This window comes from Streptomyces sp. NPDC041122 (assembly GCF_055592445.1).
The window spans coordinates 294,469-311,182 of record NZ_JBVIYQ010000009.1; the positions used below are offsets into that span (position 1 = coordinate 294,469).

The following is a 16,714-nucleotide window of genomic DNA, read 5'->3' on the forward strand; positions in this document are numbered from 1 at the left end:
GATGGCTGGCTGGAAAGCTCGCCCGCGAAAAAAGCCCCGGCCCCCGTCGTCGATTCAGATCCGAGGAAGTTGGTCCAGCCGTGGTTATGGGGTTCTCGATCGCCCTCATCGTCTTCAGCCTGCTGATGATGCTGCTGGTGCTGATGCACAAGGGCAAGGGCGGCGGTCTCTCCGACATGTTCGGTGGCGGCATGCAGTCGTCCGTCGGCGGTTCCTCCGTCGCGGAGCGCAACCTCGACCGCATCACCGTCGTGGTCGGTCTGCTGTGGTTCGCGTGCATTGTCGCGCTGGGTCTGCTGATGAAGGCGAACAACTAGCGCCAGGCACTGGTCGCTTGTCCGGTGCGTGGCCGCGTGCGCGGCTTATCATGGGGCTTGCGTCCGGGGGTGGGGTGTAACTCCGCACACTGGACGCGCGTTGGGCCTTACGTAAACTGAGGCGCCCGCAGCAGCACCATCACGCAGGGAGTTACGACCGTGGCAAGTGGCAACGCGATCCGAGGAAGTCGGGTCGGGGCGGGGCCGATGGGCGAGGCCGAGCGCGGTGAGTCCGCGCCGCGAGCGCGCATCTCCTTCTGGTGCTCCAACGGGCACGAGACGCAGCCCAGCTTCGCCAGCGACGCGCAGATCCCCGACACATGGGACTGTACCCGCTGCGGCTTTCCGGCAGGTCAGGACCGGGACAACCCCCCGGACCCGCCGCGCACCGAGCCGTACAAGACGCATCTGGCGTATGTGCGTGAGCGGCGCAGCGACGCGGACGGCGAGGCCATTCTGGCGGAAGCTCTCGCCAAACTGCGGGGCGAGATCTAGTACTTGGGATTCGGCCGGACACCGAGAAGGTGTCCGGCCGGTTTCGTGTCCGCGTACATGTGTGGGTACGTCTGCGGACAGACGGTTTCAGACATCTCATACCGCTCATCGATCGATTAGGTTGGTGAGTGCAGCGGGGCAATACACGTACGCGGGTACGAGAGAAGGCTGAAGTCCGAGATGAATGCAGAAAGCCGCGCAAGGCTCAATCAGACGCCCGAGTGGACGGCGCTCACCAAGCACCGCGAACAACTCGGAGAAGTGCAGTTGCGCGAGCTGTTCGCCGCGGATCCGGCGCGCGGCACGACGTACACCCTCCAGGTCGGTGACCTGCACATCGACTACTCCAAGCACCTCGTCAACGACGAGACGCTGCGGCTGCTGCGCGAGCTCGCCGCCGCGACGGACGTGTTCGGGCTGCGGGACGCCATGTTCCGCGGCGAGAAGATCAACACCACGGAGGACCGCGCGGTCCTGCACACCGCGCTGCGCGCCCCGCGGGACGCCGTCATCGAGGTCGACGGCGAGAACGTCGTGCCGGCGGTGCATGCCGTCCTCGACAAGATGAGCGCCTTCTCCGAGAAGGTCCGCTCCGGCGAGTGGACCGGCCACACCGGCAAGCGCATCAGGAACGTCGTCAACATCGGCATCGGCGGCTCCGACCTCGGCCCCGCGATGGCGTACGAGGTGCTGCGCTCCTTCACCGACCGCGACCTCACGGTCCGGTTCGTGTCGAACGTGGACGGCGCGGACCTGCACGAGGCCGTGCGGGACCTGGACCCCGCCGAGACGCTGTTCATCATCGCCTCGAAGACGTTCACCACCATCGAGACGATCACCAACGCCACCTCGGCGCGGGACTGGCTGCTCACGGGGCTGCGAGCCGACCAGAGCGCCGTCGCCAAGCACTTCGTGGCCCTGTCGACCAACGCCGAGAAGGTGTCGGACTTCGGCATCGACACGGACAACATGTTCGAGTTCTGGGACTGGGTCGGCGGCCGCTACTCCTACGACTCGGCGATCGGCCTCTCCCTGATGATCGCCATCGGGCCCGACCGGTTCCGCGAGATGCTCGACGGCTTCCACCTCGTCGACGAGCACTTCCGCACCGCGCCCGCCGAGTCCAACGTGCCGCTCCTCATGGGCCTGTTGGGCATCTGGTACGGCAACTTCCACGACGCGCAGTCGCACGCCGTGCTGCCGTACTCGCACTACCTCTCCAAGTTCACCGCGTACCTCCAGCAGCTGGACATGGAGTCCAACGGCAAGTACGTCGAGCGTGACGGCGAAGAGGTCGACTGGCAGACCGGCCCGGTGGTCTGGGGCACGCCCGGCACCAACGGCCAGCACGCCTACTACCAACTCATCCACCAGGGCACGAAGTTGATCCCGGCGGACTTCATCGGCTTCGCCCGCCCGGTCGCCGACCTGCTGCCCGGCCTGGTCGCCCAGCACGACCTGCTGATGGCCAACTTCTTCGCGCAGACACAGGCGCTGGCGTTCGGCAAGACGCCCGACGAGGTGCGCGCCGAGGGCGTCGCGGAGGAACTCGTCCCGCACAAGACGTTCAAGGGCAACCACCCGACGACGACCATCCTCGCCGAGGAGCTGACCCCCTCGGTCCTCGGCCAGCTCGTCGCGCTCTACGAGCACAAGGTCTTCGTCCAGGGCGCCGTGTGGAACATCGACTCCTTCGACCAGTGGGGCGTCGAGCTCGGCAAGGTCCTCGCCAAGCGGATCGAGCCCGCGCTGACCGAGGGCGCCGAGGTGCCGGACCTGGACGGGTCGACCACGGCGCTGGTCGCCAAGTACCGCGACCTGCGCGGCCGTTGATCCCGCCGGCCCTGGGGCCCGCTGCGTCGACGTACGGACGTTAATCGGATGCGGGCACGCCCCCCGGCGGGTGACACTGCTTCAGCTCTGTCACCCGCCGGGAGGGACCCCCGTCATGGACCAGCTGCACGCCGCACTCGCCGACCCCGACAGACTTCGGCTGTACGCGCGCATAGTCCTCGACGACCTCCCCCCGAGCGAGGCCGACTCCGCGACCGCCCGCAAGCACCTGGGACGGCTCCTCGCCACCGGGCTCGTGGAGCGGCTGCCCGACGGATCGCTGCGGGCCGACCCGGCCGTCTTCCGGCGCTCGCCCGACCCCGTGGACGCGTACGTCCACCCGACCGTGCCGCGCCGCCTCACCGGCTTCTTCGCGCACGGCCGCCTCACCACGATCCCCGTACGGCCCGTGGTGCGCCACGAACTCCTCGTCCATCTCACGGACACCCTCTTCGCCGCCGGCCGCGTCTACAGCGAGCGCGAGGTCAACGACGCGTTCCGCACCGTCCACGACGACACCGCGGCGCTGCGGCGGTACTGCGTCACCGACGGCCTCTTGGTGCGCGAGCAGGACGGCAGCAGCTACCGACGCGTCCTCGTGGACGCCTGAGGGCCCCCGCACCAGCCGGTGCGGGGGCCCTCGGGAACTGCGGGTGACGCGGCTAGGACACGGCCGGCGGGTACAGCTCCGGGGGGAGCTGCGAGGCCGCCGCGGCGTCCAGGAGCCACAGCGTGCGCGAGCGGCCGTAGGCGCCGGCAGCGGGGGCCTGCACCTCGCCCGCGCCCGACAGGGCGATGGCCGCGGCCCGCGCCTTGTCCTCGCCCGCCGCGAGCAGCCACACCTCGCGGGCCGCCCGGATCGCCGGGAGGGTCAGCGAGATGCGGGTCGGCGGCGGCTTCGGCGCGCCGTGCACGCCGACCACCGAGCGCACCGTCTCGCGCACCGCGGGCTGCTCGGGGAAGAGCGAGGCGACGTGCGTGTCCGGGCCGACGCCGAGCATCAGGACGTCGAAGGTCGGCACCGGGCCGTGGTCCTCCGGGCCCGCGGCCGCGGTGAGTTCGGCGGCGTAGACCTCCGCCGCCGCGTCCACCTCGTACGCGCCGTCCGAGGCCGGCATCGGGTGCACCCGGGCCGGGTTGAGCGGCACCGAGTCGAGCAGGGCCTCGCGGGCCTGCGTGTAGTTGCGCTCCGGGTCGCCGTCCGGCAGGAACCGCTCGTCGCCCCACCACAGGTCCAGACGCGACCAGTCGACCGCGTCCTTCGCCGGGGAGGAACCCAGCGCGGCCAGCACGCCGTTGCCGTTGCGACCGCCGGTGAGGACCACCGACGCGTGGCCGCGGGCGGCCTGCGCGTCGACGATCTTCGTGATGAGGCGGGCCGCGACGGCCTGTGCCATCAGCTCCTTGTCGCGGTGGACGACGAGCTGCGGGGTCGCGGTCACTTCGCGGCCGCCTTCTTGGCCGGTGCCTTCTTCGCCGGCGCCTGCTCGGCCTCGGGGGCCTTGCCGGCCTCCTTGGTCCCCTTGGTCCCCGACGCGGTCTCCGTCACCGGCTCGGACGGCTGGCCGAGCCGGTCCACGCCGTACTTCAGCGCGGAGGCGTAGGTGTCGTCCGGGTCCAGGCGGCGCAGCTCCTCGGCGATCAGCTCGGCCGTCTCGCGGCGCTTGAGCGCCACCGCGCGGTCGGGCTGCCCCTCGATGGAGAGCGTGGCGAGCGAGCCGTCGGCCCGGTCGAGCACGATGGGACCGCAGTCGGTCTCCATGCGGACGCCGGTCAGGCCGGGGCCCGCCGACAGCGCGCGCTTCACCGGTACGTCGAGCCGGTCGGCGAGCCACATGCCGAGCAGCTCGCAGCTCGGGTTGAACTCCTCGCCGTCCACCTGGACCGAGGTGACCTTGCAGGTGACCTGGTCGAGCGCCGCGGCGAGCATGGAGCGCCACGGGGTGATGCGGGTCCAGGACAGGTCCGTGTCACCGGGGTGGTAGGCCTCGGAGCGCGCGGTCAGCTCGTGGATCGGGTCCTCGGCCGCGTAGGTGTCGGTGACGCGGCGCTGGGCCAGCGAGCCCAGCGGGTCGTTGGCCGGGTCCAGCGGGGCGTTCACCGGCCACCAGGCGACCACGGGGGCGTCCGGCAGCAGCAGCGGCAGGACGACCGACTGGGCGTGGTCGATGACCTCGCCGTACAGCCGCAGTATGACCGTCTCGCCGGTGCCCGCGTCCGCGCCGACCCGTACCTCGGCGTCGAGGCGCGACGTCGTGCGGTCGCGGGGCGAGCGCGCGGCGCGCTTGATGACGACCAGCTTGCGCGAGGGGTGCTCGCGGGACGCGTCGTTGGCGGCCTTCAGCGAGTCGTAGGCGTTCTCCTCGTCGGTGACGATGACGAGGGTGAGCACCATGCCGACGGCCGGCGTGCCGATCGCGCGGCGGCCCTGCACGAGCGCCTTGTTGATCTTGCTGGACGTGGTGTCCGTAAGGTCGATCTTCATGGCCGACGCCAGCTCCGTCCGTCTCGTGCGAGCATTTCGTCCGCCTCGGACGGGCCCCAGGTCCCGGACGCGTACTGCGCGGGCTTGCCGTGCTTGTCCCAGTGCTCCTCGATCGGGTCGAGGATGTTCCAGGACAGCTCGACCTCCTCCGTGCGCGGGAAGAGGTTGGCGTCGCCGAGCAGGACGTCCAGGATCAGGCGCTCGTACGCCTCCGGGCTGGACTCGGTGAAGGACTCGCCGTAGGCGAAGTCCATCGACACGTCCCGGATCTCCATGGAGGTGCCGGGCACCTTGGAGCCGAACCGGACCGTGATGCCCTCGTCGGGCTGGACGCGGATGACGATCGCGTTCTGCCCGAGCTCCTCGGTGGCGGTGTGGTCGAAGGGGGAGTGCGGGGCGCGCTGGAAGACCACCGCGATCTCCGTCACCCGGCGGCCGAGCCGCTTGCCCGTGCGCAGGTAGAAGGGCACGCCCGCCCAGCGGCGGTTGTCCACCTCCAGCTTGATGGCCGCGTAGGTGTCGGTCTTCGACTTGGGGTCGATGCCGTCTTCCTGGAGGTAGCCGACGGCCTTCTCGCCGCCCTGCCACCCCGCGGCGTACTGCCCGCGGACGGTGCTCCTGCCGAGGTCCTTGGGCAGCCGGACGGCGCCCAGCACCTTGGCCTTCTCGGCGACCAGGGCGTTCGCGTCGAAGGAGGCGGGCTCCTCCATCGCGGTCAGCGCCATCAGCTGGAGCAGGTGGTTCTGGATGACGTCGCGCGCGGCGCCGATGCCGTCGTAGTAGCCGGCGCGGCCGCCGATGCCGATGTCCTCGGCCATGGTGATCTGGACGTGGTCCACGTACGACCGGTTCCAGATCGGCTCGAACATCTGGTTGGCGAAGCGGAGCGCCAGGATGTTCTGGACGGTCTCCTTGCCGAGGTAGTGGTCGATCCGGAACACCTGGTCCGGGGCGAACACCTCGTGCACGATCGCGTTCAGCTCGCGGGCCGACGCGAGGTCGTGGCCGAACGGCTTCTCGATGACCGCGCGACGCCAGGCGCCCTTCGGGGCGTCGGCCAGCTCGTGCTTCTTGAGCTGCTGCACCACCTGCGGGAAGAACTTCGGCGGCACCGAGAGGTAGAACGCGAAGTTGCCGCCGGTGCCCTGCGCCTTGTCCAGCTCCTGGATGGTGGCCTTGAGCTGCTCGAAGGCGTCGTCGTCGTCGAAGTTGCCCTGGACGAAGCGCATGCCCTGGATGAGCTGCTGCCAGACCTCCTCGCGGAACGGGGTCCGCGAGTGCTGCTTGACCGCGTCGTGGACGACCTGGGCGAAGTCCTCGTCCTCCCAGTCGCGCCGGGCGAAGCCGATGAGCGAGAAGCCCGGCGGAAGGAGACCCCGGTTGGCGAGGTCGTAGACGGCGGGCATCAACTTTTTACGGGACAAATCGCCCGTGACGCCGAAAATGACCAGGCCCGACGGCCCCGCGATACGCGGGAGCCGTCGGTCTGCGGCGTCACGCAGCGGATTGCTGCTTGACAAAGTGGTCAGCCCTTCGCAGGAGCGAGGCGCTTGAGCTCGGCCTCGGTCGACTTGAGCAGGTCGTTCCAGGACGCCTCGAACTTGTCGACGCCCTCGTCCTCCAGGAGCTGCACGACCTCGTCGTAGGAGATACCGAGCTTCTCCACCGCGGCGATCTCGGCGCGCGCCTGGTCGTAGGTGCCCGCGATGGTGTTGCCGGAGATCGAGCCGTGGTCGCCGGTGGCCTCCAGGGTCGCCTCGGGCATCGTGTTCACCGTGTTGGGCGCGACGAGCTCGTCGACGTACAGCGTGTCCTTGTAGGCCGGGTCCTTGACGCCGGTCGAGGCCCACAGCGGACGCTGCTTGTTGGCCTGCGCCTTGTCCAGCGCGGCCCAGCGGTCGGAGGAGAAGACCTCCTCGTACGCCTCGTAGGCGAGCCGGGCGTTGGCGAGCGCGGCCTTGCCCTTGGCGGACTTGGCCTCGTCCGTGCCGATGGCGTCGAGGCGCTTGTCGATCTCGGTGTCCACGCGGGACACGAAGAAGGACGCCACCGAGTGGATCTTGGAGAGGTCGAGACCGCGCTCCTTGGCCTTCTCCAGGCCCGCCAGGTACGCGTCCATGACCAGGCGGTAGCGCTCCAGCGAGAAGATCAGCGTGACGTTGACGCTGATGCCGAGGCCGATGACCTCGGTGATCGCCGGGAGGCCCGCCTTGGTGGCCGGGATCTTGATGAGGGTGTTCGGGCGGTCCACGAGCCAGGCGAGCTGCTTGGCCTCGGCGACCGTGGCCTTGGTGTTGTGCGCCAGGCGCGGGTCGACCTCGATGGACACCCGGCCGTCCTGGCCGCCGGTCGCGTCGAAGACCGGGCGCAGGATGTCGGCGGCGTCACGGACGTCCGCCGTCGTGATCATGCGGATGGCCTCTTCGACGGTGACCTCGCGGGCGGCGAGGTCCGAGAGCTGCTGGTCGTAACCGTCGCCCTGCGAAATGGCCTTCTGGAAGATCGACGGGTTGGTCGTGACGCCCACGACGTGCTGCTGGTCGATCAGCTCGGCGAGGTTGCCGGACGTGATCCGCTTGCGCGACAGGTCGTCCAGCCAGATCGCGACGCCTTCTTCGGAGAGGCGCTTGAGTGCGTCTGTCATGGAATTACATCTCCTACTTGGTCGTATATGGGCGTCAGCGCTGAGCGGCGGCGATCGATTCCCGGGCCGCCTCGGCCACGGCGTCGGCGGTGAAGCCGAACTCGCGGAACAGCACCTTGCCGTCCGCCGAGGCACCGAAGTGCTCCAGCGAGACGATGCGTCCGGCGTCGCCCACGAAGCGGTGCCAGGTCAGGCCGATGCCGGCCTCGACCGCCACACGCGCCCGTACGGACGGCGGAAGGACGCTGTCGCGGTACCCCTGGTCCTGCTCCTCGAACCATTCGACCGACGGCATCGAGACGACGCGCGTCGGGACGCCGGCGGCCTGCAGCTGCTCGCGCGCCTCGACGGCGAGCTGGACCTCGGAGCCGGTGCCGATGAGCACGACCTCGGGCGCTGCGCTCTTTCCGTCGGACCCTTCGGCCTCGAAGAGCACGTAGCCGCCCTTGGCGGCGTCCTCGTTGCGCTCGTACGTCGGCACGCCCTGGCGGGTCAGCGCGAGGCCGTGCGGGGCGCCCTTGCCGAACTCCTTGGTGTAGCGGCGCAGGATCTCGCGCCACGCGACGACGGTCTCGTTGGCGTCGGCCGGGCGGACCACGTTCAGGCCCGGGATGGCGCGCAGCGAGGCCAGGTGCTCGACCGGCTGGTGGGTCGGGCCGTCCTCGCCGAGGCCGATGGAGTCGTGCGTCCACACGTACGTCACCGGGAGGTGCATCAGCGCGGACAGCCGGACGGCGTTGCGCATGTAGTCGGAGAACACCAGGAAGGTGCCGCCGAAGATGCGCGTGTTGCCGTGCAGCGCGATGCCGTTCATCTCCGCGGCCATGGAGTGCTCGCGGATGCCGAAGTGGACCGTACGGCCGTACGGGTCGGCCCCGGGCAGCGGGTTGCCCTCGGGCAGGAACGACGACGTCTTGTCGATCGTCGTGTTGTTCGAGCCCGCCAGGTCGGCGGAGCCGCCCCACAGCTCGGGGATGACCGGGCCGAGCGCCTGCAGGATCTTGCCGGACGCGGCACGGGTGGCGACGCCCTTGCCGGTCTCGAACTCCGGGAGCTTCTCCTCCCAGCCCTCGGGCAGCTCGCCCGCGCGGATGCGGTCGAACTCGGCGGCGCGCTCGGCGTTGGCGGTGCGCCAGGCGGCGAAGCCCTTGTCCCACTCGGCCTTGGCCTCGCGGCCGCGGTCGAGGGCCTTGCGGGTGTGCGCGAGGACCTCGTCGGAGACCTCGAAGTTCTGCTCCGGGTCGAAGCCGAGGACGCGCTTGGTGGCGGCCACTTCCTCGTCGCCGAGCGCCGAGCCGTGGGCGGCCTCGGTGTTCTGCGCGTTCGGGGCGGGCCAGGCGATGATCGAGCGCATCGCGATGAAGGAGGGGCGCTCGGTCTCGGCCTGGGCGGCCTTGATCGCGGCGTAGAGGGCGGCCGGGTCCAGGTCGCCGTTCTCCTTGGGCGCCACGCGCTGGACGTGCCAGCCGTACGCCTCGTACCGCTTGAGGGTGTCCTCGGACACCGCGGTCTCCGTGTCGCCCTCGATCGAGATGTGGTTGTCGTCCCACAGCAGGATCAGGTTGCCGAGCTTCTGGTGCCCGGCCAGCGAGGAGGCCTCGCCGGAGATGCCCTCCTGGAGGCAGCCGTCACCGGCGATGGCGTAGATGTGGTGATCGAACGGGGACGCGCCGTCGGCCGCCTCCGGGTCGAACAGACCGCGCTCGTAGCGGGCCGCCATCGCCATGCCCACGGCGTTGGCGACGCCCTGGCCCAGCGGGCCCGTGGTCGTCTCCACGCCGACCGTGTGGCCGTACTCCGGGTGGCCCGGGGTCTTCGAGCCCCAGGTGCGGAAGGCCTTCAGGTCGTCCAGCTCCAGGCCGAAACCGGCCAGGTAGAGCTGGATGTAGAGGGTCAGGGACGAGTGGCCCGCAGAGAGGACGAACCGGTCGCGGCCGGTCCAGTCGGCGTCCGCCGGGTCGTGGCGCATCACCTTCTGGAAGAGGGTGTACGCGGCGGGCGCGAGGCTCATGGCCGTACCGGGATGGCCGTTGCCGACCTTCTGTACGGAATCCATGGCCAGGACGCGAGCGGTGTCAACGGCTCGCTGGTCCAGTTCGGTCCACTCGAGGTCTGTGGTGGTCGGCTTGGTGCTCACCCTGAGTCAGGGCTCCTCTCCACATGTCGAATGCCGGCGGCGTAGATCCCACCGGCCGATGTCGAGCCTACCGCTGCTAGAACGCTCATTTTTTCGAGTCATTCCAGACTGCAGTGACACGCGAGGATCCGCCTGTCGAAAGGAAAACGCGGGCATTAGGCAAGTGAATACGGGGTCGCTCATATGTCCGCTCATAAGGCCACCGGTATCGCCCATTTGTCCGCTCAATGAACGCGAGGTTCCGCTCATCTGGCGGCTCAACTCGCCACGGACGCCGCCCGACCGGCCGCCCAACACGACCCCACCCCCGCGAAGAGCGAGGTATGGGCAACGTCTACAGTGGCGTGGTACGCGCGGGCTTTACCGGATCTTCATGTCTGAAGGTGCTGGTCGGCCCGCTGGGATGTCTCTGTCAGGGGTGTGCGTGACGGCCGTTGAATCCCGTCCAGCGGGGGTTTCCGGGACGGACCTTAGCCCGAGCCATCGGCCGTTCGGGGCTCGTGTCAAGGCGTTCGTGGCGCTGACCAAGCCGCGGATCATCGAGCTGCTGCTCATCACCACCGTTCCGGTGATGTTCCTCGCCGAACAGGGGGTGCCCGACCTCTGGCTGGTCTTCGTGACCTGCCTGGGCGGCTACCTCTCCGCCGGGGGCGCCAACGCGCTCAACATGTACATCGACCGCGACATCGACGCCCTGATGGACCGCACGTCGCAGCGCCCGCTGGTGACCGGCATGGTCAGCCCGCGCGAGTGCCTCGTGTTCGGCATCACCCTCGCGGTCGTCTCGACCCTGTTGTTCGGCCTCGCCGTCAACTGGCTCTCCGCGTGGCTCTCGCTCGGCGCGCTGCTCTTCTACGTGGTCGTCTACACGATGATCCTGAAGCGGCGCACCTCCCAGAACATCGTCTGGGGCGGCATCGCGGGCTGTCTGCCGGTGCTCATCGGCTGGTCCTCGGTCACCAACTCGATGTCCTGGGCCCCGGTCATCCTCTTCCTGGTGATGTTCTTCTGGACGCCGCCGCACTACTGGCCGCTGTCCATGAAGGTCAAGGAGGACTACGCGCGCGTGGGCGTGCCGATGCTGCCGGTCATCGCCTCCAACAAGGTGGTCGCCCGCCAGATCGTCCTCTACAGCTGGGTCATGGTCGCCGTCTCGCTGCTGCTCCAGCCGCTCGGCTACACCGGCTGGTTCTACACCGCGGTCGCGCTGGTCACCGGCGGCTGGTGGCTGTGGGAGGCGCACGGCCTGCAGAACCGCGCCAAGGCCGAGGTCACGGGCGGCAAGCTCAAGGAGATGCGGCTCTTCCACTGGTCCATCACCTACGTCTCGCTGCTCTTCGTCGCGGTCGCGGTGGACCCCTTCCTGCGCTGAGCGCACCCACATCGCCGACGGGCGGGGCACGGTGGTGTTGAACGCCACGTGCCCCGCCCGTCGCCAGTTGATCTACCCGTCGGTAGCATCCTGTCCATGGCAGAGACCGAGCAGGTTGAGGACAGCAAGCAGGCGGCCCGCGCGGAGCGGAAGGCGGCCAGGCTCGCCAAGGAGATCGGCGCCTTCGCCAAGGCCCACGGCGGCGCCGAGGGCCAGGTCGCGTACGTCGGAGAGCGCGGCGCCCGGATCGTCCTCGTCGGCGAGGACGGCGGCTGGGGCGACCTGATGGCGCCCTCCTACGCCGTCGCGCAGAGCGCCGTCGAGAAGGCCGGGATCACCGTCCACGAGGACTTCGCCGGGGAGTTCGCGGCCAAGGTGCGCACCGGACCGTACGAATGGAAGCGGATGGCCGGCATCCAGCTCGGCGGCCCCAGCAACGGCTGACGCGCCGCCCCGCGCCCGCGGAGAACGGCCGAAAGCAACACCTGACAGCCGGGTCACCCGTTAGGACCGTAAGAACAAGGTCCACTCATCGGGAGTCCGGATGATCGAAACGCCGTCCCTGGTGGACCAGTACTGCCATGGCGTCCTCCGTACGGAGCTGGGCCTCGGCACCTTCGAGGCCCACCTCGGCCGGGGTGAGGGGCCGCCCGCCCCCGGCACCACCTTCTTCGACACCCAGACCGGCTTCGCCGTGCGCCGCTGGTGCCCGCCGCTGCTCGGCATGGAGCCGCACTGCCCGCCGGCCCGCTATCTGGCCCGCCGCCGCGAACTCGGCGTCCTGGAGTCGGGCCGGCGCCTGCTGCGCGGCAGCGGCATCACCACGTACCTCGTCGACACCGGGCTGCCGGGGGATCTGACCGGCCCCGACGAGATGGCCTGTACGGGGGACGCGGACGCCCGCGAGATCGTCCGTCTGGAGCTGCTCGCCGAACAGGTCGCGGACACCTCCGGCACCGCCGACACGTTCCTGGCCAATCTCGCCGAGTCCGTGCACGCAGCCGCCGTGGGCGCCGTCGCCTTCACCTCCGTCGCCGGGGTGCGCCATCCGCTCGCCCTCGCCCCGGAGCCGCCGGGACCCGGCGAGGTGCGGGGCGCGGTGGGGCGCTGGCTGGCCGGGCGGCAGGTCGGCGGGGCGCTCGCCGATCCGGTGCTGCTGCGCCATCTGCTGTGGATCGCCGTGGCCTCGGGCCGCCCGCTGCAGCTGCACGCCGGCGCGGGGGACCCGCAGACCTACCTCGGGGAGTTCGCGCGGGCCACCGCGGGCCTCGGCACCGATCTGGTGCTGCTGCACGGCTACCCGTACCACCGCAGCGCCGCGCACCTGGCGGCCGTCTTCCCGCACGTGTACGCCGACCTCGGGCCCGCCCTGGTGCGCACCGGCGCCCGGGCGGCGGCGGTCCTCGCGGAGGTCCTGGAACTGGCCCCGTTCGGCAAGCTGCTGTTCTCCAGCGGCGCCCACGGCTTGCCCGAGCTGCACGTCGTCGGGGCGCACCTGTTCCGCGAGGCGCTCGGGCGGGTGCTCGGCACCTGGGTCGCCGAGGGCGCCTGGTCGCTCACCGACGCGCAGCGCGTGGCGGGAATGATCGCGGCGGGCAACGCCCGCCGGGTCTACGGGCTCCCCGACGGCGCCGGACAGTGAGGGCGGTGCGGCCGGCTCAGACGGCGGACAGGCGTGAGTCGTCCGCCTGGGCGGGCACGTCGGCCGTGGTGAGCGGGCGCTCCCGCAGCGAGAGCAGGACGCGCATCACGGCGATCCACACCAGGCACGAGCCGAACATGTGCACGCCGACCAGGATCTCCGGCGTGTCCGTGAAGTACTGGACGTAGCCGATCGCGCCCTGCGCGAGGAGGACCAGGAAGAGCTGGCGGGTGCGGGCCAGCGGGCCGGGCGGCGCGTCGACCGCCTTGAGGACGAACCACAGGGCGAACGCCAGCGTCACCACGATCCAGGCGAGGACCGCGTGCAGCTTGCTGACCGACTCCCAGTCGAAGCCCATCCGCGGGACGTCGCTGGAGTCGCCCGCGTGCCGCCCCGAGCCCGTCACGATCGTGCCCATGGCGATCAGCAGCACGGAGACGCCGACCAGGACCCAGACGAGCTGCGCCACGGCCTTGCCGACCAGCGGGCGCGGCTCGCAGTCGCCCTCGCGGGTCCGCTGCCACATGGTGACGGCGACCGCGATCAGGGCGGTGGAGAGCAGGAAGTGCGCCGCGACGGTCCACGGGTTCAGGCCGACGAGGACCACGATTCCGCCGAGCACCGCGTTGCCCATCACCAGCCAGAACTGGATCCAGCCGAGCCGGGTGAGGCTGCGCCGCATCGGCTTCTGCGCACGGGCCGCGATGATCGCCCAGCCGACGGCCGCGCACAGCACGTACGTCAGCAGGCGGTTGCCGAACTCGACGACGCCGTGGAAGCCCATCTCGTGCGTCGCGGTGAGGGACTCCTCGGTGCACTTGGGCCAGGTCGGGCAGCCGAGGCCCGAACCGGTCAGCCGGACGGCCCCGCCGGTCACCACGATGACCACCGTCATGACGAGGGAGATCATGGCCGCCTGCTGGACGGTCCGCCGGGTCGGGGTCCAGCGCTCGGCGATGAAGGCGAGCGGGTTCCGCGCGGCCGAAGCGATGTCGGCTCGGGTCACATTTGGCACGCGCACCATCGTAGGGGGCCGCTTGTGCATGTCTTCACGAGGGTTGCGCATGTCCGCCGACAGGCACCGGACCGTCGAATTCCCCGGCGAGAAGATCGGATTCCGGGAAAGCCCCGAAACACGAAAAGCAGAGCGAGCGGAGTGGTCTCACCTCGTACGCGCAATGCACGCAGGCCCGCCTCACTCCCAGCGGAAGAACTTCGCCGCCGCGCCGAGGCCGAGCACCGCCCACACCGCGAGGATTCCGAGATCGCCCCAGGGCAGACCCGCGCCGTGCTGCAGCACGTCCCGCAGGCCGTCCGAGAGGGCCGAGACGGGGAGCAGACCGAGCACCGACTGCGCCGCGTCGGGGAACTTGTCGAGCGGGACGATCACGCCGCCGCCCATCAGGAGCAGCAGGAAGACGAGGTTGGCCGCGGCGAGCGTCGCCTCGGCCTTGAGCGTGCCCGCCATCAGCAGACCGAGCCCGGAGAAGGCCGCCGTGCCGAGGACCAGCAGGAGGAGCACGGAGAGGGGGTTGCCGTGCGGCGACCAGCCGAGGGCGAACGCGATGACCGTGAGCAGCACGACCTGGAGCGCCTCGGTGACGAGGACCGAGAGGGTCTTCGCCGTCATCAGGCCCCAGCGCGGCAGCGGCGAGGCACCGAGCCGCTTGAGCACGCCGTAGCGGCGCTCGAAGCCGGTGGCGATGGCCTGACCGGTGAAGGCGGTCGACAGGACGGCGAGCGCGAGGATGCCGGGCGCGAGGAAGTCGACCGCGTCGCCGTCGCCCGTGTCGACGATGTCGACCGAGCTGAACAGGACGAGCAGCAGGGCCGGGATCACCACGGTGAGGAGCAGCTGCTCGCCGTTGCGGAGCAGCATCTTCGTCTCGAGGGCCGCCTGCGCGGCGATCATGCGGGGGAGCGGGGCGGCGCCCGGCTCCGGCGTGTACGTACCGGCGGCGCTCATCCGCGCAGCTCCTTACCCGTGAGTTCCAGGAAGACGTCCTCGAGCGTGTGGCGTTCGACCGAGATACGGTCCGGCATGACCCCGTGCTGGGCGCACCAGGACGTGACCGTGGCGAGCAGCTGCGGGTCGATCGTGCCGGTCACCCGGTAGGAGCCCGGGGTCAGTTCGGCGGCGGCCGAGTCCGGGGGCAGCGCCTTGAGCAGCGAGCCGACGTCGAGCCCGGGGCGGCCGGTGAACCGCAGGGTGTTCTCGGCGCCGCCCCGGCACAGCTCGTCGGGGCTGCCCTGGGCGATGACCTTGCCCGCGTCGATGATCGCGACGTCGTCGGAGAGCTCCTCGGCCTCGTCCATGTGATGCGTGGTGAGGATGACGGCGACGCCGTCGCGCCGCAGATCGCGTACGAGGTCCCAGGTGGCCCGGCGCGCCTGCGGGTCGAGGCCCGCGGTCGGCTCGTCGAGGAAGACCAGGTCGGGCCTGCCGACCACGGCCATGGCGAGCGCGAGGCGCTGCTGCTGTCCGCCGGAGAGCCTGCGGTAGGTGGTGCGGCCGCAGCTCTCCAGACCGAGCCGCTCGATGAGCGCGGCCACGTCGAGCGGGCGGGCGTGCAGCTTGGCCACGTGGTGGAGCATCTCGTCGGCGCGGGCGCCGGAGTAGACGCCGCCGGACTGGAGCATCACGCCGATGCGCGGCCGCAGCGCGTCCGCCTCGCGGACCGGGTCGAGCCCGAGCACCCGGACGGTGCCGGAGTCCGGCTTCCGGTAGCCCTCGCAGGTCTCGATCGTGGTGGTCTTGCCCGCGCCGTTGGGGCCGAGGACGGCGGTGATGCCGGCTTCGGCGGTGAGGTCGAGACCGTCCACCGCGGTCTTGGTTCCGTACCGCTTGACCAGATTCCGGATCTGGACGACGGGCTCGTTTCGCATGGTGAGCCAGTCTAGGGACGGCGCCGGGGCCCCGGACCGGCGGGGCGGCGCTCCCGGCTCTGCGGGCGCCGGGCGGCTACGCCTGCCGCGGCCGGTTCTCCGCCAGCCACCGCTCGGCGTACGCGACGGCCTCCGCCAGCGGGAAGAGCCGCGCCTCGGCGGCGCCGACTAGCCCGCGCACCACCGTGTCCGCGGCGGCCTGGGCGGCGTCCTTCTCGAACGCCGCGCCGAGCTCCACGAAGCCGTCCTCGGAGATCGAGCGTTCCCGGACCGTCTTCCAGCGGCGCCCCTGCGGCGTCATGGCGGCGAAGGAGTTCTCCACTTCGGGGCCGGGGATGCGGTACTCGGCCAGATGGAAGGCGGTGCACGCGTCGTACCCGGCGCCGAGCAGCAGGACGCGGGCGCCCGCCTCCTCCAGGCGCGCCAGCGGGCTGCGCTCGCCGAGCCGGCAGTCCCTGGCGTGCCCGGCGGTGATCGTCGCGGCGGCCGGGCCGAGCGCCGCGAACGAGGTCTGCGGGTGGGCGCTGCGCAGCGCGCCGGGCCAGGTGCGCACGGCCTCCGGGACGACGCCGACGCCGTAGGAGGGGGAGGTCAGCGGGTCGTACGCGGGGAGGGAGGCGCGCAGGACCGGCCACCATTCCTCGGGCACGGGCGGGTTCTGCCAGGCCGAGGGCTCGCTGTTGTCCCCCGTATGGGCGGGGACCACCAGCGTGCCCTCGGGGCCCAGCGCGTCGAGGAGCGCCTGGACCAGCGCGACCTCGCCGCCGGCGACCCAGCCCAGCGCGCTGAGCGAGGTGTGCGCGAGGAGGGTCTCGCCGGGGCGGACGCCCAGCCTCAGGAGTTCCTCGGCGAGCGACGCGCGTGTGCACAAAGGGCCGGTGGGAGAGGGTGTCGGCATGGTTG

The 16,714-nt window shown here is 70.7% G+C and carries 16 protein-coding genes; 7 read left to right on the top strand and 9 right to left on the bottom strand.

All coding sequences use genetic code 11. From position 1 onward, the window contains the following. The first annotated feature begins 86 nt into the window (after positions 1–86). The 4 genes from secG to ACZ6B8_RS30350 all read left to right on the top strand — a co-directional run bounded on the left by secG (position 87) and on the right by ACZ6B8_RS30350 (position 3,255). Positions 87–317: a preprotein translocase subunit SecG gene (gene secG, locus ACZ6B8_RS30335; protein WP_055702100.1), complete on the top strand. Its 231-nt coding sequence runs from the start codon at positions 87–89 to the stop codon at positions 315–317. A 159-nt stretch (positions 318–476) separates the two neighbouring features. Beyond that, positions 477–812 carry an RNA polymerase-binding protein RbpA gene (locus ACZ6B8_RS30340; protein WP_355817946.1) on the top strand — a complete coding sequence of 112 codons (336 nt, stop codon included), beginning with the start codon at positions 477–479 and terminating at the stop codon, positions 810–812. 180 nt (positions 813–992) lie between these two features. Then, complete coding sequence (gene pgi, locus ACZ6B8_RS30345; protein WP_471075937.1) at positions 993–2,645, top strand: glucose-6-phosphate isomerase; 1,653 nt, start codon at positions 993–995, stop codon at positions 2,643–2,645. Positions 2,646–2,760: 115 nt separating this feature from the next. Continuing rightward, positions 2,761–3,255: a DUF2087 domain-containing protein gene (locus ACZ6B8_RS30350; RefSeq protein ID WP_471075939.1), complete on the top strand. Its 495-nt coding sequence runs from the start codon at positions 2,761–2,763 to the stop codon at positions 3,253–3,255. Between the two features lie 52 nt (positions 3,256–3,307). On the opposite strand, the gene pgl is transcribed toward ACZ6B8_RS30350, so the two are convergent. From pgl to tkt, 5 genes are read right to left on the bottom strand one after another with little or no spacing between them, the layout of a single operon-like run. Beyond that, positions 3,308–4,087 (bottom strand): 6-phosphogluconolactonase, encoded by a 780-nt coding sequence (gene pgl, locus ACZ6B8_RS30355; protein ID WP_471609291.1) that lies wholly within the window; start codon positions 4,085–4,087, stop codon positions 3,308–3,310. Further along, the gene (gene opcA, locus ACZ6B8_RS30360; RefSeq protein ID WP_471075945.1) at positions 4,084–5,130 is read right to left on the bottom strand and encodes a glucose-6-phosphate dehydrogenase assembly protein OpcA; all 1,047 of its coding nucleotides are present in this window, start codon (positions 5,128–5,130) and stop codon (positions 4,084–4,086) included. Before opcA ends, pgl begins: the two co-directional genes overlap by 4 nt. Next, a complete protein-coding gene (gene zwf / locus ACZ6B8_RS30365) occupies positions 5,127–6,650 on the bottom strand; it encodes a glucose-6-phosphate dehydrogenase (RefSeq protein ID WP_471075948.1) in 1,524 nt (507 codons plus the stop codon). The genes opcA and zwf overlap by 4 nt, the downstream gene beginning before the upstream one ends. A 5-nt stretch (positions 6,651–6,655) precedes the next feature. Beyond that, on the bottom strand, positions 6,656–7,774 hold the full coding sequence (gene tal / locus ACZ6B8_RS30370; protein WP_471075951.1) for a transaldolase: 1,119 nt from the start codon (positions 7,772–7,774) through the stop codon (positions 6,656–6,658). A 34-nt stretch (positions 7,775–7,808) separates the two neighbouring features. Continuing rightward, entirely contained in the window at positions 7,809–9,911 is a 2,103-nt protein-coding gene (gene tkt, locus ACZ6B8_RS30375) for a transketolase (protein WP_471075954.1), read from the bottom strand. Between the two features lie 418 nt (positions 9,912–10,329). Here tkt and ACZ6B8_RS30380 point away from each other — a divergent pair, with 418 nt between their 5' ends. From ACZ6B8_RS30380 to ACZ6B8_RS30390, 3 genes are all read left to right on the top strand, one after another. Then, positions 10,330–11,283: a heme o synthase gene (locus ACZ6B8_RS30380; RefSeq protein ID WP_471076509.1), complete on the top strand. Its 954-nt coding sequence runs from the start codon at positions 10,330–10,332 to the stop codon at positions 11,281–11,283. A gap of 96 nt (positions 11,284–11,379) precedes the next feature. Further along, entirely contained in the window at positions 11,380–11,727 is a 348-nt protein-coding gene (locus ACZ6B8_RS30385; protein WP_471075957.1) for a hypothetical protein, read from the top strand. Between the two features lie 100 nt (positions 11,728–11,827). Next, positions 11,828–12,925 (top strand): amidohydrolase family protein, encoded by a 1,098-nt coding sequence (locus ACZ6B8_RS30390; RefSeq protein WP_471075960.1) that lies wholly within the window; start codon positions 11,828–11,830, stop codon positions 12,923–12,925. Positions 12,926–12,941: 16 nt separating this feature from the next. Here ACZ6B8_RS30390 and ACZ6B8_RS30395 read toward each other — a convergent pair whose 3' ends face one another. The 4 genes from ACZ6B8_RS30395 to ACZ6B8_RS30410 all read right to left on the bottom strand — a co-directional run bounded on the left by ACZ6B8_RS30395 (position 12,942) and on the right by ACZ6B8_RS30410 (position 16,709). Then, on the bottom strand, positions 12,942–13,970 hold the full coding sequence (locus ACZ6B8_RS30395; RefSeq protein ID WP_471075962.1) for a COX15/CtaA family protein: 1,029 nt from the start codon (positions 13,968–13,970) through the stop codon (positions 12,942–12,944). A gap of 150 nt (positions 13,971–14,120) precedes the next feature. Continuing rightward, complete coding sequence (locus ACZ6B8_RS30400) at positions 14,121–14,891, bottom strand: ABC transporter permease (protein ID WP_471075965.1); 771 nt, start codon at positions 14,889–14,891, stop codon at positions 14,121–14,123. Further along, positions 14,888–15,811 (bottom strand): ABC transporter ATP-binding protein, encoded by a 924-nt coding sequence (locus ACZ6B8_RS30405; protein WP_471609292.1) that lies wholly within the window; start codon positions 15,809–15,811, stop codon positions 14,888–14,890. Before ACZ6B8_RS30405 ends, ACZ6B8_RS30400 begins: the two co-directional genes overlap by 4 nt. 76 nt (positions 15,812–15,887) lie before the next feature. Beyond that, positions 15,888–16,709 carry an AAC(3) family N-acetyltransferase gene (locus ACZ6B8_RS30410; RefSeq protein ID WP_471609293.1) on the bottom strand — a complete coding sequence of 274 codons (822 nt, stop codon included), beginning with the start codon at positions 16,707–16,709 and terminating at the stop codon, positions 15,888–15,890. Positions 16,710–16,714: the final 5 nt, after the last annotated feature.